The 19,075-nt window shown below is 65.7% G+C and carries 19 protein-coding genes; 8 read left to right on the forward strand and 11 right to left on the reverse strand.

Annotated features, from left to right (window positions below; genetic code table 11):
• Positions 1-367: 367 nt before the first annotated feature.
• Complete coding sequence (locus ABIB78_RS10500) at positions 368-496, forward strand: hypothetical protein (protein WP_429024169.1); 129 nt, start codon at positions 368-370, stop codon at positions 494-496.
• 58 nt (positions 497-554) lie between these two features.
• Here ABIB78_RS10500 and ABIB78_RS10505 read toward each other — a convergent pair whose 3' ends face one another.
• The 4 genes from ABIB78_RS10505 to ABIB78_RS10520 are packed head-to-tail and all read right to left on the reverse strand — an operon-like array spanning position 555 to position 4,160.
• The gene (locus ABIB78_RS10505) at positions 555-1,310 is read right to left on the reverse strand and encodes a GntR family transcriptional regulator (protein WP_429024170.1); all 756 of its coding nucleotides are present in this window, start codon (positions 1,308-1,310) and stop codon (positions 555-557) included.
• Between the two features lie 6 nt (positions 1,311-1,316).
• Positions 1,317-2,297 carry a Gfo/Idh/MocA family protein gene (locus tag ABIB78_RS10510; protein WP_429024171.1) on the reverse strand — a complete coding sequence of 327 codons (981 nt, stop codon included), beginning with the start codon at positions 2,295-2,297 and terminating at the stop codon, positions 1,317-1,319.
• Positions 2,294-3,181, reverse strand: coding sequence for an NAD(P)-dependent oxidoreductase (locus ABIB78_RS10515; RefSeq protein ID WP_429024172.1), 888 nt, complete (start codon positions 3,179-3,181; stop codon positions 2,294-2,296). Before ABIB78_RS10515 ends, ABIB78_RS10510 begins: the two co-directional genes overlap by 4 nt.
• 19 nt (positions 3,182-3,200) lie before the next feature.
• Positions 3,201-4,160, reverse strand: a complete 960-nt coding sequence (locus tag ABIB78_RS10520) for a Bug family tripartite tricarboxylate transporter substrate binding protein (protein WP_429024173.1) — start codon at positions 4,158-4,160, stop codon at positions 3,201-3,203.
• A gap of 132 nt (positions 4,161-4,292) precedes the next feature.
• Between ABIB78_RS10520 and ABIB78_RS10525 the strand changes: the two genes are divergently transcribed.
• From ABIB78_RS10525 to ABIB78_RS10535, 3 genes are all read left to right on the forward strand, one after another.
• On the forward strand, positions 4,293-4,682 hold the full coding sequence (locus tag ABIB78_RS10525; RefSeq protein ID WP_429024174.1) for a carboxymuconolactone decarboxylase family protein: 390 nt from the start codon (positions 4,293-4,295) through the stop codon (positions 4,680-4,682).
• 60 nt (positions 4,683-4,742) lie between these two features.
• Positions 4,743-6,104, forward strand: coding sequence for a class-II fumarase/aspartase family protein (locus tag ABIB78_RS10530; protein ID WP_429024175.1), 1,362 nt, complete (start codon positions 4,743-4,745; stop codon positions 6,102-6,104).
• A gap of 117 nt (positions 6,105-6,221) precedes the next feature.
• Positions 6,222-7,478, forward strand: coding sequence for an aminopeptidase (locus ABIB78_RS10535; RefSeq protein ID WP_429024176.1), 1,257 nt, complete (start codon positions 6,222-6,224; stop codon positions 7,476-7,478).
• 190 nt (positions 7,479-7,668) lie between these two features.
• Here ABIB78_RS10535 and ABIB78_RS10540 read toward each other — a convergent pair whose 3' ends face one another.
• From ABIB78_RS10540 to ABIB78_RS10560, 5 genes are all read right to left on the reverse strand, one after another.
• Entirely contained in the window at positions 7,669-8,601 is a 933-nt protein-coding gene (locus ABIB78_RS10540) for a GNAT family N-acetyltransferase (RefSeq protein ID WP_429024177.1), read from the reverse strand.
• 11 nt (positions 8,602-8,612) lie between these two features.
• Complete coding sequence (locus tag ABIB78_RS10545; RefSeq protein ID WP_429024178.1) at positions 8,613-9,662, reverse strand: amidohydrolase family protein; 1,050 nt, start codon at positions 9,660-9,662, stop codon at positions 8,613-8,615.
• Positions 9,663-9,745: 83 nt separating this feature from the next.
• A complete protein-coding gene (locus ABIB78_RS10550; RefSeq protein WP_429024179.1) occupies positions 9,746-11,134 on the reverse strand; it encodes an MFS transporter in 1,389 nt (462 codons plus the stop codon).
• Between the two features lie 45 nt (positions 11,135-11,179).
• Entirely contained in the window at positions 11,180-11,635 is a 456-nt protein-coding gene (locus ABIB78_RS10555; protein ID WP_429024180.1) for a MerR family transcriptional regulator, read from the reverse strand.
• A 148-nt stretch (positions 11,636-11,783) separates the two neighbouring features.
• Positions 11,784-12,599 (reverse strand): MBL fold metallo-hydrolase, encoded by an 816-nt coding sequence (locus tag ABIB78_RS10560; protein ID WP_429024181.1) that lies wholly within the window; start codon positions 12,597-12,599, stop codon positions 11,784-11,786.
• Positions 12,600-12,827: 228 nt separating this feature from the next.
• On the opposite strand from ABIB78_RS10560, the gene ABIB78_RS10565 reads away from it, so the two are divergent.
• Positions 12,828-13,712: an alpha/beta fold hydrolase gene (locus tag ABIB78_RS10565; RefSeq protein WP_429024501.1), complete on the forward strand. Its 885-nt coding sequence runs from the start codon at positions 12,828-12,830 to the stop codon at positions 13,710-13,712.
• Between the two features lie 8 nt (positions 13,713-13,720).
• Here ABIB78_RS10565 and ABIB78_RS10570 read toward each other — a convergent pair whose 3' ends face one another.
• Positions 13,721-15,241 (reverse strand): permease, encoded by a 1,521-nt coding sequence (locus ABIB78_RS10570; RefSeq protein WP_429024182.1) that lies wholly within the window; start codon positions 15,239-15,241, stop codon positions 13,721-13,723.
• The gene (locus tag ABIB78_RS10575) at positions 15,238-15,990 is read right to left on the reverse strand and encodes an ABC transporter ATP-binding protein (protein WP_429024183.1); all 753 of its coding nucleotides are present in this window, start codon (positions 15,988-15,990) and stop codon (positions 15,238-15,240) included. Before ABIB78_RS10575 ends, ABIB78_RS10570 begins: the two co-directional genes overlap by 4 nt.
• Positions 15,991-16,282: 292 nt before the next feature.
• On the opposite strand from ABIB78_RS10575, the gene ABIB78_RS10580 reads away from it, so the two are divergent.
• Genes ABIB78_RS10580 through ABIB78_RS10590 form a run of 3 tightly spaced genes read left to right on the forward strand, consistent with a single transcriptional unit; the run spans position 16,283 to position 19,074 of the window.
• On the forward strand, positions 16,283-17,158 hold the full coding sequence (locus tag ABIB78_RS10580; protein ID WP_429024184.1) for a branched-chain amino acid ABC transporter permease: 876 nt from the start codon (positions 16,283-16,285) through the stop codon (positions 17,156-17,158).
• A gap of 9 nt (positions 17,159-17,167) precedes the next feature.
• On the forward strand, positions 17,168-18,319 hold the full coding sequence (locus ABIB78_RS10585) for a branched-chain amino acid ABC transporter permease (RefSeq protein ID WP_429024185.1): 1,152 nt from the start codon (positions 17,168-17,170) through the stop codon (positions 18,317-18,319).
• The gene (locus ABIB78_RS10590) at positions 18,316-19,074 is read left to right on the forward strand and encodes an ABC transporter ATP-binding protein (protein WP_429024186.1); all 759 of its coding nucleotides are present in this window, start codon (positions 18,316-18,318) and stop codon (positions 19,072-19,074) included. Before ABIB78_RS10585 ends, ABIB78_RS10590 begins: the two co-directional genes overlap by 4 nt.
• Position 19,075 lies beyond the last annotated feature (1 nt).

Raw genomic sequence — 19,075 nt, forward strand, 5'->3', positions numbered from 1 at the left:
CACGGTGTCACACGCCCTGATGCCATGACCCGAGTCCGGCGGACAATCAAAAAGAATTCAGCGGGCGCCCTTTGGAAGGTTTGCTGCGCATCTGACTCAAATTTAAGCAGGAAATTCTCCCCGGTCTCGTCGCGACTGGAGCCGAAGTCGTTGAGCCCGCGATCTCATCAATTCGGATGAGAGAGCCCGGTTCCCGCGAAATCATTTCCGGAATCGCACGAAGACGTCCTGAAACCGACAAGGTCTAACCTTAGTAGCGTTGTGAAGGACAGGTGCCTGGTGAGACGCTGACGACCGAGGTCGTTAGATCACGACCGAGGTCGTGAAGTCAGTCAGCCCTCCTGAGACGTTGGGGATGATCTCGGAAATGAAGAAGCTGAATGCTGTGCCATATGTCTGGGCGGCCGCGCTGATTGCGGTCGCGATCTGGGGCGTGAGCGGCACCCCGCAGATGGCACATACCTCCGCCAGCACGCATCTGGCTCGCGTGCGATAGAGCGTTTTCGAGCGAAGCAGATCCCGGTTCGCGTCAAGAAAACGCGTCAAACGGAAGCCTAGAGCTTCGGCCGCAGCGAGCGCTGCATATCCATCGTGTAGGTGTAACGGCCTTCGGGGTGCGTGGTGATGGTGACCTCGAACAGTTCCTCGCGCAGGCCGTAGTAGCGGCGTACCACGGTCAGCGCCGGCGAACCGGCCTTGACCCCGAGCGCCTTGGCGATCGGCGCCGGCATGCCCCGGACGAAGATTTCCATCTGCGCGCGCTCGGTAACCTGGCCGTACATCTTGGCGATCTGCTCGTGCACCGGGGTGCGGCCGTGGTCGCTGCGGGTCACGACATCGGCGAAGCGTCGCAGCACGTAGATCTCGGTCCAGCCGAGCGGGGCAGCGAACTGGTCGGATCGGCGCACCGCCTCGATCAGGAACCAGCTCTTGCCGGGCTCGCATTTCAAGAGCCCAGCCAGCTTGCGGTCGGCGACGATGTCGCTGCTGGCAACCACGTCGCGGTAGGTTTCGTTGGAATAGCGCAGCCACTCGCCGAGCGACTTGACGCTGTGGGTGAACAGCACCGGCGGTTCGGCGGCGATCACCACCGAACCGAGGCCGGCGCGGCGCACGATCAGGCCCTGGTCGATCAGGATGCGCAGCGCTTCGCGCACGGTCTGCCGGCTCGCCTGGTAGCTCGCCATCAGCTCGGTCTCGGTCGGCAGCAGATTGCCGACCGCGTAGGTGCCGAGACGGATGTCCTTCTGCAGTCCGGTGGCGATGTCGCGGTAGCGGGACGATCTCGCCCTGTCCGGTTGCTCAGACATGGCGGATCACTGGTATGCCGTATGGCAGGCGACCGGATGTCCCGACTGCATCGACTGCAGCGCGGCCTCGAACGCGGCGAGCGTCGCCAGCACATCTGCTTCGGGCACCGGGAACGGCGCAATGCCTTCGACCACGTCGGCAAAGGCGGAAAGTTCCGCGGTGAGCGTGTCGACCGCCGGGAAGCGTCTCGTCACAGGCGCCTCGCCGGAATTCCGTAGCACCATCGTCGTCTCGTCGAGCACCTCTGCAGATCCCTTCGTTCCGAACACATGCACGCGCCAATAGAACGGTGTTGCGCGGACAGTCGCAAGGGTTGCACTCACGCCATTCACAAATTCAATCGCTAAAGTTGCAGTGTCGAGCGGCGGCGGTCCGGCCCCGCGTTCACTCAACCGGGCATAAACCTGGCGCGCCGGGCCGAGCAGGCTGACGAAGCCGTCGAGCACGTGCAGCCCCGCGCCGGTCAGCCCGCCGCCTGGCGACTCCCCGGGCGACAGCCGCCAGCCCTGCGTGATGCTCTGCGAGTTCTCGTTGCTGTTGTGGCCCTCGACATGCAGGATCGTGCCGAGCTCGCCGCTAGCCGTGATCGCGCGCAGCGCCCGCATCGACGGCCAGAACCGGCGGTTATGCCCGACCGCGAGCGTCACGCCGGCGTTGCGGCAGGCCGCGAACATCTCAGCCGCATCGTCGCGCCGAAGCGCCAGCGGCTTCTCGCAAAACACCTGCTTGCCGGCTGCGGCGGCCGCAACCACGTGCGTTTTGTGCAGCGAATGCGGCGTTGCCAGCAGCACCGCATCGATGGCGGGCTCGGCCAGCACGGCCTCGAGGCTGGCCGCAGGCGACAGGCCGTGCGCGGCGCAAAAGCTCGCAGCGCTGTTGGTGTCGGGTTCCACCGCGCTGACGATCCTGAGCCGGGGCTCGTTGCGCGCGGCCTCGACCAGCGCGCGGCCCCACCGGCCGAGGCCCACGATCGCACAATTGATCATGAATGTTCCTTGTCCTGATCGCGTCCGGCCCGGATCGCCTCGATGACAGCGGCGCTGTCGCTGTCCGGGCCCGCGAGCGCGATCGCCGCACGCAGCAGATCGGCCTGCACTGAGGTCAGCGGCAAGCGCAGGCCGTGCCGGCCGGCTTCCTGCAGAATCAGTTCGGCGTCCTTCAAGGTCTGCGCGATATGCGATTGCGGCGAGAAATCCCGGGTCAGCATCTTCTGTCCCTTGCTGTCCATCACCCTGGAATATGCCGCCGATTGCCGTGCGGTCGCAAGGAAGGCCGCGCTGTCGAGGCCGAGGCTCTCGGCAAAGGCCATGCCTTCGGCCAGCGCGGCGCGGTTGTTCTGCAGGATCAGGTTGATGGCGAGCTTGGTGCGGCTCGCATTGCCGATCGCCCCGACACTGATCCGCTGCGGGCAGAGGATGTCGAGCGTCGCCGCGGCAGTTGCGATGACGTCGGATTCGCCGGCGACCAGCGCGGTGGCCGTGCCCGCACGGACGTGTGTACTGGTGCCCGAGATCGGCGCTTCGATGAAGGCAAGGCGCGAGCGCGCGGCGAATTCGGCGATGACAGCGATCTCGCCCGGCGCGCAGGTGGTGGTGCAGATGACGAGCGGCGGCAACTCGGCGTTCGCGAGGTCCGGCAGCAATCCCTTGACCTGAGCCGCGTCGTACACCGCAATGACGATGGTCCGGCAGCGCGCCGCCACGTCGGCGGCAAAGGCAGCGAATTCGGCGCCGCTGGCTCTCAGATCGTCCTCCTTCGCCGCATCGATGTCGAAGCCGATCACCCCGACGCCGGCGTCGATCAGCCGCGCGGAAAGCGCTGATCCCATCAGCCCCAGGCCAATCATGCCGACAGGTGTCTCGCGAGCCATGATGCGACGGAGCTCTGGTCTATTGCGGTTGGATGCCGGCCGCCTTCACCTCCGCCGACCAGCGCACGACCTCGCTCCTGACGAAGGCGCCGAACTCGGCCGGCGCCAGCGGCGCCACCATCACACCGACATCGGCGAGCTTCTTCTTCGTCTCCGGCATGGCGAGGAACCTGGCGCATTCAGAGTAGATCTTGTTGACCACCGGCTCCGGTGTACCGGCCGGCGCGAACAGCCCGTACCAGATCGTGGCCTCGAAGCCCGGCATTGCCTCGGCGAGTGCGGGCAAGCCCGGCGTCAGCTCATTGCGGGTCGCCGAGGTCACGCCGATCCCGCGCAAGGTGCCGCCCTGCATCTGCGGGATCGCGACCGAAAAGTCGCCGAAGGTCAGGTCGATCACCCCCGCCATCACGTCGGTCATCGCCTGCGGCACGCCGCGGTAGGAGGCCGCGATCAGCGACAGGCCGCCGCGCGATTGCAACTGCGCGATCGAGATTTGCGACGCGCCCGAGCCGTAGCCCGCGGTCAAATTGGGAGTAGCCTTGGCATAAGCCAGGAACTGCGGCAGGTCCTTGGCCGCAAGCTTCGGGTTGACCAGCAGCACCATCGCCGTCGTGGTGGTGCGGATGACGGGCGCAAAATCCTTCACCGGGTCATAGGGCAGGCTCTTGAGCGTCGCGACGTTGCTGGCGTGGGTCGTGTTGGTGCCCATCAATAGCGTGTAGCCGTCGGGCGCGCTGCGGGCGACTTCCTGGGCCCCGATACTGCCGAGCGCGCCGGCGCGATTCTCGATCAGCACCGTCTGGCCGAACGCGTCCTGCAGATGCTGGCCGACCAGCCGCGCGACATTGTCGGGGCCGGCGCCGGCCGGGAAGGGCACGATGATCTTGAGCGGCCGTTGCGGGAAATCGTCGGCCGCGAAAGCCGGCGGGGCCGAGAGCGCCGCGAGCAGGACGACGAGCAGCCCCAGCCGTAACTCCATCCCGGTCCCCTCCGTGCTTTTATGAATTTATACGGACAAATATGTCGGAAAGGCAAGCGTCAGGCCTATGGCAACATTGAGGTGTGCCATATTTATCCGTATAACTAGCCAGTACAGGGGAGCCAGACGACGATGGTCGACACCAGCGATCTCCATGCGCGCGGGCTGCGCCGGCGCCTGAAGATGTTCGGCGAGCTCGATGTCGCCAAGCGGATGGCGGCTGCGGGCGATTTCGGCACGCCGCTGCAGAACATCATCAATGCCTATGTCTATGGTGACGTCTGGGAGCGCAGCGGCCTGTCCGACCAGATCCGCAGCCTCGTGATGCTCGCCATCACTGCGGCGAGCAGCAAGCCCACCGAGTTCCGCGTGCATGCCAAGGGCGCGCTGGCCAACGGCTGCACCGCCGCGCAGGTGCAGGACGTGCTGCTGCTGGTCGCGATGTATTGCGGCATTCCGGCTGCGATCGAGACCAGCAAGATTGCAGCCGAGGTGTTCGGCGAGGCGCCTCCGGAGGGGTAGGGCACAGGTCTGCGTCGTGATAGGGACGTTGCCGACTGCGATCAGCAACAGGATGTGCCCATGTCCGGCTTCCCGACTTCGACGACCGTGCTCGATTCCGTACTGTTTCGCGATGCCTTCGGCACGCGCGAGATGCGCGAGGTGTTTTCCGACCTGCGGCTGATCTCGCGCTATGCCGAGGTCGAAGTCGCGCTGGCACAGGCCGAAGCGCGCTGCGGCGTGATCCCGGCGGACGCCGCGGAGGAGATCGCTGACCGCACCGATGCCGCCGCGTTCGATATCGATCTGCTGCGGCAAGAGACCGACATCGTCGGCTACCCGATCCTGCCGCTGGTGCACCAGATGGCGAAGCAGTGCGGCGAGGCCGGCCGCTACGTCCATTGGGGCGCAACCACGCAGGACATCATGGACACCGCCGTGGTGTTGCAGCTGCGCGATGGTCTCCAGATCATTGAGGATGACATCGCTGCGTTGCGCGGCATCCTCGCCGATCTGTCGAAAAAGTACCGCGACACGGCGATGGCCGGCCGCACCCATCTGCAGCAGGCGCTGCCGGTGACCTTCGGCTACAAGACCGCGATCTGGCTCGCCGCCTTCGATCGCCACGCCGCGCGCCTGGCGGAGCTGAAGCCGCGCGTGCTGGTCGGCCAGTTCGCCGGCGCCGCCGGCACGCTGGCTTCGCTCGGCGACAAGGGATTCGACGTCCAGACGGCGCTGTGCGAGCAACTTGGCCTCGGCGTGCCCGTCTCCAGCTGGCATGTTGCGCGCGACGGTCTGGCGGAAGCGGTGAACTTTCTCGCGCTGGTCACGGGAACGCTCGGCAAGATCGCGCTCGACATCATGATCATGGCCTCGACCGAGTTCGCCGAGGTCTACGAGCCGTTCGTGAAGGGGCGCGGCGCGTCCTCGACCATGCCGCAGAAGCGAAACCCGATTTCGTCGGAGCTGATGCTCGCCGCCGCCAAGGCGGTGCGACAGCATGCCGGCCTGATGCTCGATGCGATAGTGCAGGATTTCGAACGCGCCACCGGTCCGTGGCACGCCGAATGGATCGCAATCCCCGAAAGTTTCGTGCTGACCGCCGGCGCGCTGCACCAGGCCAGATTCGCGCTTGGCGGCCTGATCGTCGACGAGAAACGGATGGCCGACAATCTCGACATCAGCCGCGGGCTGATCGTTGCTGAGGCCGTGATGATGGGTCTCGCGCCCGCAATCGGCCGGCAGGAGGCGCATGACGTGGTCTATGACGCCTGCCGTGTCGCCAACGAGAAGGGCCTCACGCTGGCCGAAGCGCTGGCCGCGGATCAGCGCGTCGCGAGCCGGATCGACCGGGCGACGATCGACCGCCTCACCGCGCCGAAAAACTACCTCGGCCTCGCGCCCGAGATGGTCGACCGGGTGTTGGCTTCGGTGAAGCGGTAAAATTCGAGGCAATTGCTCGCCGTCGCGTGATCGGCGCGGCCGGCAGGAACCTTGCGGATGCTGATCGAATTGGACTACGAATCCTCAACATCCTCAAACGACACGGCCGGACGCTTCATGCCCGCACATCAACGCAACTTTGCCGCCTCAATCGATCCCGCGAAGCTCGATCGGCTTGCAGAAGTCGCGATCAAGGTCGGCCTGCAGCTGCAGCCGGGGCAGGATTTGCTGCTGACGGCGCCTGCCGCGGCAATGCCGCTGGTGCGGCGCGTCGTGGAGCATGCCTACAAGGCCGGCGCGGGCCTCGTGACCCCGTTCTTCTCGGATGAAGAGCTCACACTGGCGCGCTATCGCTACGCCAACGACGCAAGCTTCGATCGTGCCGCGGGCTGGCTCTACGAGGGCATGGCGAAGGCGTTCGGCGCCAAGACCGCGCGGCTTGCGATCGTCGGCGACAATCCGATGCTACTGTCGGGCGAAGACCCGGCCAAGGTGGCGCGCGCCAGCAAGGCCAATTCGATCGCCTACCAGCCGGCGCTGGAGAAGATCGTCAATTTCGACACCAACTGGAACATCATCGCCTATCCGAGCACGTCCTGGGCCAAGCAGGTGTTCCCCGATGATGCCGAGGACGTCGCGGTGGCCAAGCTTGCAGACGCGATCTTCTCCGCGTCCCGGGTCGATCAGGACGGCGCCGTCGCCGCCTGGGACAAGCACAATGCGCGGCTGCGCGAGCGCACCGAATGGCTGAACGGCCAGCGTTTCCACGCGCTGAAATATTCCGGTCCCGGCATGGACCTCACCATCGGCCTCGCCGATGGTCATGAATGGGAAGGCGGCGCCTCGACCGCCAAGAACGGCATCGTCTGCAATGCCAACATCCCGACCGAAGAGGTGTTCACGACACCGCACTGCCACCGCGTCAGCGGTCACGTCGTCAGTTCCAAGCCGCTGTCCTATCAGGGCACGCTGATCGACAATATTTCGGTCAAGTTCGACGAAGGCCGCATCGTCGAGGCCAAGGCCTCGCGCGGCGAAGAGGTGCTGAAGAAGGTGCTCGACACCGACGAGGGCGCGCGCCGCCTCGGCGAGGTCGCGCTGGTGCCGCATTCCTCGCCGATCTCGAAGAGCGGGTTGCTGTTCTTCAACACGCTGTTCGACGAGAACGCCGCCTCGCACATCGCGCTCGGCCAGTGCTATTCAAAATGCTTCGTCAATGGTGACAAGCTGACGCCGCAGCAGATCGCCGAGCAGGGCGGCAACAAGAGCCTGATCCACATCGACTGGATGATCGGCTCGGCTCACACCGACATCGACGGTATCCACGCCGACGGCCGCAGTGTGCCGGTGTTCCGCAAAGGCGAGTGGGCGTAGCAGCCGCCCGCAGCTGGAGCGGCGGACTCCGCTTCACCTCGCCCCGCGTGCGGGGAGAGGTCGGATCGCATCGTCAGATGCGATCCGGGTGAGGGGGTCTCCGCAAACGCAGCTATCACCGAATACGTGAAGGCGGCCCCTCACCCCAACCGTCTCCCCGTAAGAACGGGGCGAGGGGGCAGTTCGCGCGCTATGGAAACCGCCGCTCGCGCGCGGCGATCAGTTCGCCTCGCGGCGCGCTGAAACGGCAGGTTTCGTGCTGCGGCCGGAAGCCGAGCCGGCGATAGATCTTCAGCGCGGGCGCGTTGCGGCTCGAGACGTTGAGCCAGCAGGGATGCTCGACCGACACGTCGTGCGCGCTGAGCACGCGATAGACCAGCAGCTGGCCGAGCCCGCGTCCCTGCCGCGCCGGGTCGACGGCGATCGACTCGATCCACATCGAGTTCCGCTCCGGCTCGGTCAGGCAGAAGCCCGACATCTGTCCATCCTCCGACGCGATCCAGACTTCGCTCTCGGTCAGGACCTGCGCCATCTCCTCCGGCGAGTACAGGCGGAACGCGGCGTCCGAGGCATAGGCGGCATTGTGGATGCGGGCGACCTCGGCCGCGCAGGCGGTCACGTCGGTGACCTGCTCGATGGTGGCGCGGGCCGCCGCGAGGGTGCGCGCCGGTTGCAACGGCTCGACGCACTTCATCCCGATTTCGGACTCAACATGAACAAAGCCGAAGGCGGCCACGAAGGCCATTCCTGGCGGCCAATCGCCGCTCACCAGTGTCTGTACGGTGAGATCGGGATCGCCGTCGATCGCAAGCACTTCGTCGAACAGCGCGAGGCCAATCCGGCGGCGCCGCAGCTCGGGCGCGACGACGATCTTGAGGAACCGGGAATGATGCGCGCCCTGATCGCGCAACGAAGATTCGGCCAAGCCGATGAGCCGCCCATTCCGCTCGGCAATGCGGAAGTCGCGGCCGCCACGGTTTTGCGGCAGTTTCAAGAACTGGTCCCACTGCGGCAGCGTGACAGGGCCCAGCCGCGGTTCCACCGCAGCAGCCTTGGCGTAGAGTTCGACCACCGCTTCTGCATCAGCCTCACGAAGCGGCCGGATGGTGATGCTGTCATCCATGAGTCGAGAGTTTACCCGATATCGAGCCGATAGACATCCTTTGCCGTCTTCAAGAACAACGCCGTCTTCTCGACTTCGCTATATTGTGAAGCAAGCCGCTTGAACGTGTTGAAGATCACCTGATAGCTGCACTGCCCCTTATCAGGTGGGAAGTTGCTCTCGAACATGCAACGGCTCGGCCCGAACGCCTCGATGCAGGTTTCCACATAGGGCCGCCAGGCTGCGGCGAGTTCCTCCGACGAGGGCGGCCTGGGGCGGAGGTGGAAGTCGTAGCCAAGCAGGCACATCGCCAACCCGCCGAGCTTGACCACGACGTTCGGGCATTTGGCGATTTCCTGGATCGACGCCTTCCAGACCGGGAAGGTCTCGCTGCGCTTGCCGGCGAAGCGGCCGGTGCCGACCGGTCCGCCGCAATGGTCGAGCACGATCCGGGTGTCGGGAAAGGCGCGGGCAAGGTCGGTGAGCTCGCCGATCTGCGGATGGAACAACCAGGCGTCGAAGCTGAGGCCGAGCGGCGCCAGGCAGGCGAACCCCCTACGAAAGGTGGTATCCAGCAAGATGCCCTTCGGGCGGTTCGCATACATGTGGGCGACGTTGGGATCCTCATCCCAGGCCGAGGAGTGGCGGATGCCGCGGAACCGGCCGTTGCCGGCGGCAATCTCCGCCTCCAGCACGGCCTTCGCCTGGTCGCCGATCAGAAGGTTAACGTGGCTGACGATGCCGGCGCAGATCGCGGCCTTGCCATAGCCGCCGCTTGCCGCCATCGCCGCGACGCCGTTGGCGAACTCGACCTCGCCGACGGGGCGGAACGCCTCCGGTCCGTCGGCGCGATACATCGACCGGCAGTCGACATAGACGGTCGCCACGATCTTGTGGCCGGAGGCGATGTCATCGCGCATCTCCTCGATCAGATAGCGCAAGCCTCCGCGATCCCAGAGATGATGGTGTGGATCGACGATCGGCCGGGCCGGATCGATGATCTCCTCGGTATATTGGGCGAGCCAATCTTCGCGCGGATTGGCATAGAGCCCGCTGGCTGAGGCGGGCAGAGTGCTGGCCATGGATGATGCTCCCTGTTCTTGCTCTTGCTGGCCGCCGATCCGATGTCGGCTCTGCGAAGGATAACGAGCCGCGCGCGAACAGGTCAAATGCGCAGCCCCGTCGCTTCCTGCCGCGTCATCGTCCATGCCGCGCCGGCACCAGCGAACTGGACGAGGCTTCCGGCGATCATCGCGAGCAGCAGGCCGTGGCTGCCGCCGCCGTTTGCCGCGTAGCATGCGCCGAGCACCGCAACCCCGATCGTCGCACCGCTGATGCGGGCCACGTTGATCAGCGCCGCCGCCGTACCGGCCCGCGCAGCGGCGACGTCGCCGACGGCCATCGCCGAGAGCGGACCGGCCGCGAGGCCAAGCCCGAGCCCTGTGAGGGCCAGCCCGAACTCGGCCAGGGCCATGTCCGGTTGCAGGCCACCAAGGCCGATCATCAGGAGGCCGGCGCCCATCAGCGTCACGCCACCCGAGGTGGCCGCGCGCAGCCCGAGCTTTTCCGAGAGCATGCCGGAGAACGGCGAGACCAGGACGAACACCAGCGACATCGGCAGCAGCGCGGCGGCGCTTGCTGCCGCGTCGAGCCGCCCGCTCGCCTGCCATGCCAGCGGCAGCACGAAGACCATGCCGTACCCGCCGAATGTCATGCCCGAGGTTGCGATCATGGCGGCGCGGAACTGGCGCGCCCTGAGGATCTCCGGTGACAGCAGCGCCTCGGAGCCTTTTCTGCTTTCGATAGCGATCAGCAGTGTTGCCGATAGCGTGGCGACGACCAGCGCGGCGATCATCGCGCCCGGCGCCGATTGCGCGCCGATGGCCGCATAGGTCAGGCTTCCAAGCGCGAGCGCGCCGCAAAACTGCGCCGGAGCGTCGAATGCGCGGCGTTGCGGGCTCGATGATTCCGGGACCGTGGATTCGGCCATCAGCGCGACGAGCAGTCCGAACGGCACGATGACCAGGAAGATGCTGCGCCAGCCCAACCAGGGGATCAGCAGCCCGCCAAGGCTCGGCCCCAGTGCCATGGCCACGCCGTTGCAGGCGGCCCAGATGCCGAGCGCGCGAGCACGCTCGTCCGTCCGGTCCCAGACCACCCGGATGATCGCAAGCGAGGCCGGAATCATCAGCGCGCCCCCGGCGCCGGTGAGGGCACGTCCGCCGATCAGCACCAGCGCGGACGGCGCGGCCGCGCACAGCAGCGATGCGAAAGTGAAGATCAGTGCGCCGCAGATCAGGATCCGGCGCCGGCCGTATCTGTCCGCGAGCATCCCGCCGGTCAGCAGCGAGACCGCGTAGACCAGATTGTAGCTGTCGACGATCCATTGCAGTTCGTCCACGCCGGCGCCGAAATGATCGCCGATCGCGCGCGCGCCGAGATTGACGATGAACGTATCGATGTGCGCGACCGTGACGGCCAAACACAGGGTCAGCAGCGTCAGCCGCTGCGATGCGCGCATGGCTAAGGGTTTACGCCGAAGCATATCGTCCATCGCGGATTCCGTTCTCTTGAGTTGATGAGCGCGCTCGGGCCCTGCTCAGACCTTGGGCGCAGGGCGCCTGGCGCGGGCTCGCTGCTGGGGCGAGACTGCGGGGCGCGCGCCTCCCGCCAGCCATTCGTCGTAGAATTCAATCTTGGCGTCGACCAGCGTCAGCGCCTCGGTCCATTTGGCGATCATCGTATGCACGCGGAGCTGATGCGCGGCGAGCAGGGCGCGGCGCCTGGGCAGGCTCGCGCTACCCTGCTTCACCAGTGCGGTGTATTCGCGGAGCTGCCGGATCGACATGCCGGTCAAGCGCAAGCGCTCCATCAGGTCGAGCCAGCCGATATGGTAATCGCTATAGACGCGCCGCCGGCCGCGATCTCTCGCGACGCCGGGCATCAGGCCCTGCGTCTCGTACCAGCGGATCGTGTGCACGCTACGGCCGGAGCGGCGCGCGATGTCACCGATGTGGAGCGCGCTCGGCGCCTGTGCTGTCCGGACCTCTGTCATCTATCGACCCGCCCTTCATCGCGCCGACGGCAAATCGCTCGCCTGGGTGCTTGCCGTAGTGAGCCGAGTGAACATGCTAGAGCGCACTCTAGGTCAAGCGCGAAAATGCCGGCGCACGAAATCGTGTCAGGGGCGGCTGTCGGGCGCCTTATACGCCGTCGAGGATGATCACCGTCGGTGTCGCCGGCAAGGTGTCGCGCGAAATCCGTAAAGTACGCTCGCCGCCGCGGCGGTCGATCTCGAACTGCTGGCCGATCAGGCGCATGAACTCGTCGAGCGGGGTGGCGAAGCGGTGCATCGGCAGCACGACCGCAGCACGCAGCCGTTTGGTGATCTCGGAGATGCCGTCCAGCGACATCGTATAGGTGCCGTCGATCGGCACCATCACGATGTCGAGCCGGCCGATCGCCGCGAAATGGCTGTCGTCGAGCTTGACGTGGAGGTGGCCGAGATGGCCGATGCACAGGCCCGCGACCTCGAAGATGAAGATCGAATTGCCGTCCTTGATCATCTCGCCGCCGGGGCCTTCGCCCCAATAGCGGCGGATGTCGGTGGTGACGTTGCGGATATAGACGTCGCCGATCCGCTCCGCGTAATGCGCGGCCTGGCCGTTCTCGCCCCAGCCATGCAGCACGTAGGGAATTTTTGGGTCGGGAAACAGCGTGTAATGCGTCTCATGCGCCCGGTTCATGGTCGCGACGTCGGGCAGCCGCCCGGTCCGATAGACGCCGTTGTAGTCGGTCGCGATCCTGATGCCGCCGGGCGTGTCGATGTAATAAGTGGAATGGCCGGCATAGGTGATCGCGACCTCGTCGGCCTTGCCGGCGACGCGCCGGGTGCTAACCGGGACGGTGCGCGCCGGCGCATTCGCCATCGCCAAGCATTCGCTGCGCTGGGCGTCCTGCGCGAAGGCGTGACCGGTCAATGGTCCCAGCAAGACGAGCGCGGCGAGCAATCTCAGCATGACCTGTTCCGCCTCCGGCAATGTCCGCGGACGCGAGACTATCGCGCAATTGGCGCGCCGTCATGATGAGGCCGGCGCATCGCTCCATGGCGCTGGCTGCAACACGATCCGGGCGATTATTGTGTCGGGACGCGCTACCATGCCGCGCAGATAATGGAGATCAGGGAGTTATGCGTGACTGACATCGTCGCTTCGCCGCGGGCATCATCGACCAAACGGCTCGAGCCATTGCGCCATGTCGACGCAAGCGTGCTCGACATCGCCTATTACGAGGCGGGTCCGGCCGATGGCCCGGCGGTGATGCTGATGCACGGCTTCCCCTACGACATCCACTCCTATGTGGATGTCGCGCCTAACCTGGCGGCGCAGGGCTGCCGCGTCATCGTGCCCTATCTGCGCGGCTACGGACCGACGGCCTTCCGTGACAAGGCGACGCCGCGCTCGGGCGAGCAGGCGGCGGTCGGGGCCGACCTGATGGCGCTGATGGACGCGCTCGGCATCAAGCGCGCGGTGTTCGTCGGCTATGACTGGGGTGGCCGTGCTGCATCGATCGGTGCGGCGCTGTGGCCGGAACGATGCATCGGGCTCGTCTGCACCAATGGCTATATGATCCAGGACATCGCGCATGCGATGGTTCCGGCGCGCCCGGAGCGCGAGGTGCCGCTGTGGTATCAATACTACTTTCAGCTCGAGCGCGGTCGCGCGGGGCTCGCTGCCAACCGGCGCGGCATCGCAAGGTTATTGTGGTCGCAATGGTCGCCGAGCTGGGCGTTCGACGATGCCTGCTTCGAGCGCACCGCGGTTGCATTCGACAATCCAGATTATGTCGACGTGGTGATCCACAGCTACCGGCATCGCTTCGGCGTTGTCTCCGGGGATCCGCAATATGCGGATTTGCAGCGGCGGCTGGACTCGCTGCCGGTGATTACGGTTCCGACCATCACGCTCGACGGCGCCGATGACGGGGTTACGGCTGCCGCCGACGGCAGCGCCAGCGCGGTCAGATACACTGCCCGCCGCGCCTATCGCGTGATCCCGGGCGCCGGCCACAACCTGCCGCAGGAAGCGCCGGAGGCGTTCACCGCGGCGGTGATGGAGGTGATGAAGGGCTAGCGTGGTTCTTACGCGCGCCGCGGGCTGATCTTCCAGGCAATGACGAGCGTCAACATGGTCAGAATGCCGCTGACGAGCGCGGCCGTCGGGATCGTCAGGGCCAGCGCCGCGGTTGCGGCCCAGCCGATCGAGGAGAAGGCTTCCGCAAAGGTGGCGATGCGCGAGGAGGTCTGGCGCCGACGGAACTGGCTGCGTTTGGCCTGCGCGCGGAACCAGAGCTGGACCGCGGCGGCGGATGCGGTCGCAATGATGATCGCGATCGCCGTGACCGCGGCCTGCTGCGGCGAGGCGAACACGAGCGCGGCCACCAGCGGCGCAAAGACTGCGGCAATGGCGATCAGGACGACCTCGACCTTGGCGCGGGTCACGCGTGACGGTGGCAGCGGCGCGGTCGCCACCAGATCGGGCGCGTCCTCGCCCGAGATAGTCAGCCAGGCAAGCCCGCCGGCGAGCTGGCCTGCGGCCATCACCACGACCGGCGTAATCAGCACGATCGCGGTCGATGTGCCGGAGAAGCTTCGCCACAGCATCAGGGCCGGCGGCAGCAAATAGAGCATCTGCATCAGGCTCTGCGACAGCAGCCACGGATCGCGGCAGAGCAGCAAGAACTCCTTGCGCCGCAGCGCCTGCTGCCGCGAGCCGGCCCGGAACGCGCGGGCGCGGCCCTGCGTGACCGCAGCCGGATTGGCGGCGACGCTTGCGACGGTGTCGGCAAACCGCGGCACGAACACCGCCATCACGACGCCGAGCATCACGAGCGCCGCGGCGAGCAGCAGCATCATGATTTCGAGATCACCGAGTGATGCGCGCGCCGGCCACCACAGCAGGCTGTCGGGTGCCGGAGCAATTCGCGCCGCGGTATCCGAGGTCAGAAAGGCAAACCGCGACAGCGTGCCGTAGGACAGCACCGCGACGACCTGCAGCGCGATGACGAAGCCCGCGCCGATGACGGCGGAGACGATCTGCGCCACGAGCCGCGTCCGGTTCGGCCCGATCAGGCGAAACAGGAGCGCGGTGACGGCGATCGCTGCGGCTGCCGCCGACAGCCCGATCGCAAGCACGACGCCGAAGCCGGCGAACCAGCGTGGGCCGCCGAGATACACCAGCACGTCGATGAACGGCGTCGACAGCAGCAGCGCCATGCTGCTCACCGTCAGCGCGATCGCGGCGATCCGGATCGAGAAGATGTTGGTGAGCTTGGCCGGCGACGACATGATCAGGTCGAGATCGGCGCGGGCATAGAACACGCGCGTCACCGACTCGATCGCCTGCGAGAGCATCAGCGCCCAGGACAGGAAGATCGTCGCGGTCAGCACGATCAACGAGGACGGATCGAGCGGAAACCGCAGGTCGACGTAGCGGCTCACCACGGCATAGGCCGGAAGATGCAGGATCGCCGCGAAGATCAGCAGCCCGATCACGGCGCGATTGCGCCGGCGCCGGCCGCCGGTCATCATCGCCAGCCATTCGCGCCAGGCCAGGCGGAATTCGTGGCGGGCGAACCAGGTGAGATGGGCGACCGCGCTCACGCGGCCGCCGCTTCGGTATCGACCAGCGCGATGAACATGTCCTCGAGGGTGGTGTCGTTGCGGCCGTTCTGCTCGCGCAGCTCGGCCAGCGTGCCCTCGGCGATCAGTCTGCCGGCCGCGATCACGCCGATGCGGTCGGCCATGCGCTCGGCGACTTCGAGAATGTGGGTCGTCATGATCACGGTGCAGCCGTCGCGGACGCGCTCCTGCAATAGCCCCTTGACGTGACGCGCCGACAGCGCGTCGAGGCCGGTCAGCGGTTCATCGAGAATGATCAGGCGTGGATCGTGCACCAGCGCGCCGGCGAGCGCCACCTTCTGGCGCATGCCCTTGGAGAAGCCCTCGCAGCGCTCGTTGAGATGCGGCTCGAGCCCGAGCGATACCAGGAGATTGCGCGCCGAGCTCTCCGACGTGCGAGGATCGATGCCCCACAGGCCGGCGACGAATTCGAGATATTCCAGCGGCGTCAGCTTGTCGTAGATCATCGGCTCGTCGGACACCCAGGCCATGATCTGCTTGGCAGCGACCGGATCGGCCAGCGCATCGATGCCGAGAATCGACACCGAGCCGGCATCGGGCCGCAGCAGCCCTGCCACCATGCGCAGCGTCGTGGTCTTGCCGGCGCCGTTCGGCCCGAGCAGCGCATAGAACTCGCCGACACGGATGGTGAGATCGAGCGCGTCGACCGCCGGGCGGTCAAAACGCTTGGTTAACGCTCGCACCGCGAGTGCGGACAGTTCCGATGTCATGCTATGTGGCGATCCGGGATTTCGCTCGTCGGTTGCGTAAGCTTGGACAAAAACCGTTTCGGTGCAGTGAATCGCACGGGGCAAATCGACAGCGATATCCGTATTAGTCCGTGCTGCGGCAAATCTCCGCAAATGTGATGATACAGGCAGATCAGCGGTTTGTTGACAGGGATCGGGCCTTTTGGCTCAATCGGGGCGGACATAGGCGGCTTTCGGCGCTTCCGACACAGGGGCGCGCAGGCGGGATGCAGCGAGCGATCGGAAAGAATCGCCGGGCATCGGGGAGGGAACGATGCTGGACTTTGTTCAGCAGCTCGTCAGCGGCATTGCGCTCGGCTGCGTTTACGGCCTGATCGCGCTTGGCTTCGTGCTGGTCTACAAGGCAACCGAGGTCGTCAATTTCGCGCAGGGCGATTTGATGATGCTGGGCGGCTTTTTCGCCTTCACCTTCATTGGCATACTCGGGCTGAACTACTGGGTCGGCTTCGCTGGCGCGGTGATTTGCATGGCGCTGTTCGGCATGCTGGCCGAGCGGCTCGTGGTGCGGCCGATCCTCGGCTATCCGCAGTTCTCCATCATTATGGCGACGATCGGGCTCGGCTATTTCCTGCGCTCCGTCTCCGGCATGATCTGGGGCACCGACGACTTCAAGATCGAGACGCCGTTCAGCCAGGGGGTGCTGCGAATCGGCAGCTTGGTGCTCGCCTATGACAAGCTGTCGGTGATCGCGGCGACCATCATCCTATGCGCGCTGCTCTATCTGTTCTTCAACCGCACCACGCTCGGTACCGCGATGCGCGCCAGCTCCGAGAACATGCTGGCTGCCTATTACATGGGCATCCCGGTCAAGCGCGTGGTCTCGATCGTCTGGGCGATCTCGGCGGCGGTCGCCACCTGCGCCGGCGTGCTGCTGGCGCCGATCACCTTCATCCATTCCAATGTCGGCCTGGTGCTCGGGCTGAAGGCGTTTCCGGCCGCGGTGCTCGGCGGCTTCGGCTCGATCCCCGGCGCGGTGGTCGGCGGCGTCCTGATCGGCGTGATCGAGAGCATGGCGGGCTTCTACCTGCCGCAGGGATGGAAGGACGTCGCGCCCTACATCGTGCTGCTCGCGGTGTTGCTGCTCAAGCCCGAGGGCCTGTTCGGCCTTCATGTCCGCAAGAAGGTCTGAGGAGGAAGCATGCGGTTTCTCTTCAAGACCGACTACGAAGACGACATCAGGCTATTCCCGCATTCGGGCTACATCTATTCCTACGGCCTGTTGCTCGCGGTGCTGCTGATCGCGCCCCATGTGCTCTCAAGCTATCTGATGAGCCAGCTGGTCTTCGTCTGCATCTATGCGACCGTCGGCGTCGGGCTGATGATCCTGACCGGCTTCACCGGGCAGGCCTCGCTCGGCCATGCCGCGTTTCTCGCGATCGGCGCCTATACCGCGGCCTACCTGCAGCAATTCAACGTGCCATTCCCGGTCTACTTCCTCGCCGCGGGGCTGCTGACCGGCGTGGTCGGCGCGCTGGTCGGATTTCCGGCGCTGCGGCTGCAGGGCATCTATCTCGTGATCGCGACGATCTCCTTTGCCTTCATCGTCGAGGAGATCCTGGCGCGCTGGGAAAGCGTGACCAACGGCAACGAGGGCATGCGGGTCAAGACCATGCAACTGCTCGGCACCACGGTGTCGCGCGACGGCCCGACCTTCTACTATCTCTGCCTCGCGGTCCTGGTCCTGACCATCGTCGGCACGCTTAACCTGCTGCGCTCGCCGACCGGGCGCGCCTTTGTCGCGATCCGCGACAGCGAGACCGCGGCGCGCAGCATGGGGATCAATGTCGCGCTCTACAAGGTGAAGTCGTTCGCGATCTCGGCGGCGATCACGGGCTTCGCCGGCGTGCTGTTCGCCCACAAGCTCTCGTTCATCTCGCCCGAGATGTTCACGCTGCAGCTCTCGATCGAGTTCATCATCGTGATCCTGATCGGCGGCACGTTCAGCCTGCATGGCGCGGTGCTGGGCGCGATCTTCCTGGTCATGATCGATCCGTTCCTGACCTATCTGAAGGACGACATGCCCGGCGTGATCGGCGGCGTCGCGGCGACCCTGGGGGCCGGCACGGAACGCGCGGGGCACATCCAGGACGCGGTCGCAGCCATTGCCTCCGCCAACGGGCTGAAGGGTGCGATCTACGGCATCATCATCGTGGTGTTCGTGCTTTTTGAACCCCTGGGGCTCTATGGCCGCTGGCTCAAGATCAAGCTCTTCTTCCAGCTGTTCCCGCTGTACAAGCGCGCGACCTTCAAGCGGCAGAAGATCTATGTGAAATCGGAGCGGAACAGATGAGCTATTTCCGCGCCGAGAACCTGTCCCTGCATTTCGGCGGCCTCAAGGCGGTCGATGCCGTCAGCTTCGCGGTCGAGAAGGGCGAGATCCTCTCGATCATCGGACCCAACGGCGCCGGCAAGAGCTCGATCTTCAACCTGATCTCGCGGATCTATCCGCCGACCTCGGGCAGGATCTTCTTCGAGGATCAGGACATCACCCAGGAGCCGGCCTACGATATCGCCAGGCTCGGCATCGCGCGCACCTTCCAGAACATCGAGCTGTTCGAGAACGCGACGGTGCTGAGCAATCTCCTGGTCGGCCGCCATCGCCATTCCAACACCCGGCTCTGGCAGGAGCTGCTGTTCCTGCCGAGCGTCCGCGCCGGCGAGAAGGCGCACCGCCGCCGGGTCGAGCAGGTGATCGAATTCCTCGATCTCGAGCCGTACCGCGACAAGCTGATCTCGGGCCTGCCTTACGGCGTGCGCAAGGTGATCGAGCTGGCGCGGGCACTGTGCTCGGAGCCGAAGCTGATCCTGCTCGACGAGCCGTCGTCGGGGCTCAATGTCGAGGAGACCGACGACATGTCGTTCTGGATCCGCGACATGAAGAACGAACTCGGCATCACGGTGTTGATGGTTGAGCACGACATGACGCTGGTCAATCGCGTCTCGGACCGCGTCATCGCGCTGAACTACGGCCGGGTGCTGGCGATGGGCTCGCCGTCCGAGGTTCAGCACCATCCCGACGTCGTCGCGGCCTATCTCGGCGCATGAG

It is taken from the genome of Bradyrhizobium sp. I1.14.4, from assembly GCF_050435825.1.
Lineage (GTDB): Bacteria > Pseudomonadota > Alphaproteobacteria > Rhizobiales > Xanthobacteraceae > Bradyrhizobium.

Bases quoted from the DNA above. Each gene is read 5' to 3' on its own strand.
- ABIB78_RS10540 (WP_429024177.1), bottom strand. From the start codon at position 8,601: ATGGATGACAGCATCACCATCCGGCCGCTTCGTGAGGCTGATGCAGAA.
- ABIB78_RS10530 (WP_429024175.1), top strand. From the start codon at position 4,743: ATGTCCGGCTTCCCGACTTCGACGACCGTGCTCGATTCCGTACTGTTT.
- ABIB78_RS10515 (WP_429024172.1), bottom strand. From the start codon at position 3,181: ATGGCTCGCGAGACACCTGTCGGCATGATTGGCCTGGGGCTGATGGGA.
- ABIB78_RS10545 (WP_429024178.1), bottom strand. From the start codon at position 9,662: ATGGCCAGCACTCTGCCCGCCTCAGCCAGCGGGCTCTATGCCAATCCG.
- ABIB78_RS10500 (WP_429024169.1), top strand. From the start codon at position 368: ATGAAGAAGCTGAATGCTGTGCCATATGTCTGGGCGGCCGCGCTGATT.
- ABIB78_RS10505 (WP_429024170.1), bottom strand. From the start codon at position 1,310: ATGTCTGAGCAACCGGACAGGGCGAGATCGTCCCGCTACCGCGACATC.
- ABIB78_RS10525 (WP_429024174.1), top strand. From the start codon at position 4,293: ATGGTCGACACCAGCGATCTCCATGCGCGCGGGCTGCGCCGGCGCCTG.
- ABIB78_RS10590 (WP_429024186.1), top strand. From the start codon at position 18,316: ATGAGCTATTTCCGCGCCGAGAACCTGTCCCTGCATTTCGGCGGCCTC.
- ABIB78_RS10585 (WP_429024185.1), top strand. From the start codon at position 17,168: ATGCGGTTTCTCTTCAAGACCGACTACGAAGACGACATCAGGCTATTC.
- ABIB78_RS10555 (WP_429024180.1), bottom strand. From the start codon at position 11,635: ATGACAGAGGTCCGGACAGCACAGGCGCCGAGCGCGCTCCACATCGGT.
- ABIB78_RS10575 (WP_429024183.1), bottom strand. From the start codon at position 15,990: ATGACATCGGAACTGTCCGCACTCGCGGTGCGAGCGTTAACCAAGCGT.
- ABIB78_RS10550 (WP_429024179.1), bottom strand. From the start codon at position 11,134: ATGGACGATATGCTTCGGCGTAAACCCTTAGCCATGCGCGCATCGCAG.
- ABIB78_RS10520 (WP_429024173.1), bottom strand. From the start codon at position 4,160: ATGGAGTTACGGCTGGGGCTGCTCGTCGTCCTGCTCGCGGCGCTCTCG.
- ABIB78_RS10510 (WP_429024171.1), bottom strand. From the start codon at position 2,297: ATGATCAATTGTGCGATCGTGGGCCTCGGCCGGTGGGGCCGCGCGCTG.
- ABIB78_RS10580 (WP_429024184.1), top strand. From the start codon at position 16,283: ATGCTGGACTTTGTTCAGCAGCTCGTCAGCGGCATTGCGCTCGGCTGC.
- ABIB78_RS10560 (WP_429024181.1), bottom strand. From the start codon at position 12,599: ATGCTGAGATTGCTCGCCGCGCTCGTCTTGCTGGGACCATTGACCGGT.
- ABIB78_RS10535 (WP_429024176.1), top strand. From the start codon at position 6,222: ATGCCCGCACATCAACGCAACTTTGCCGCCTCAATCGATCCCGCGAAG.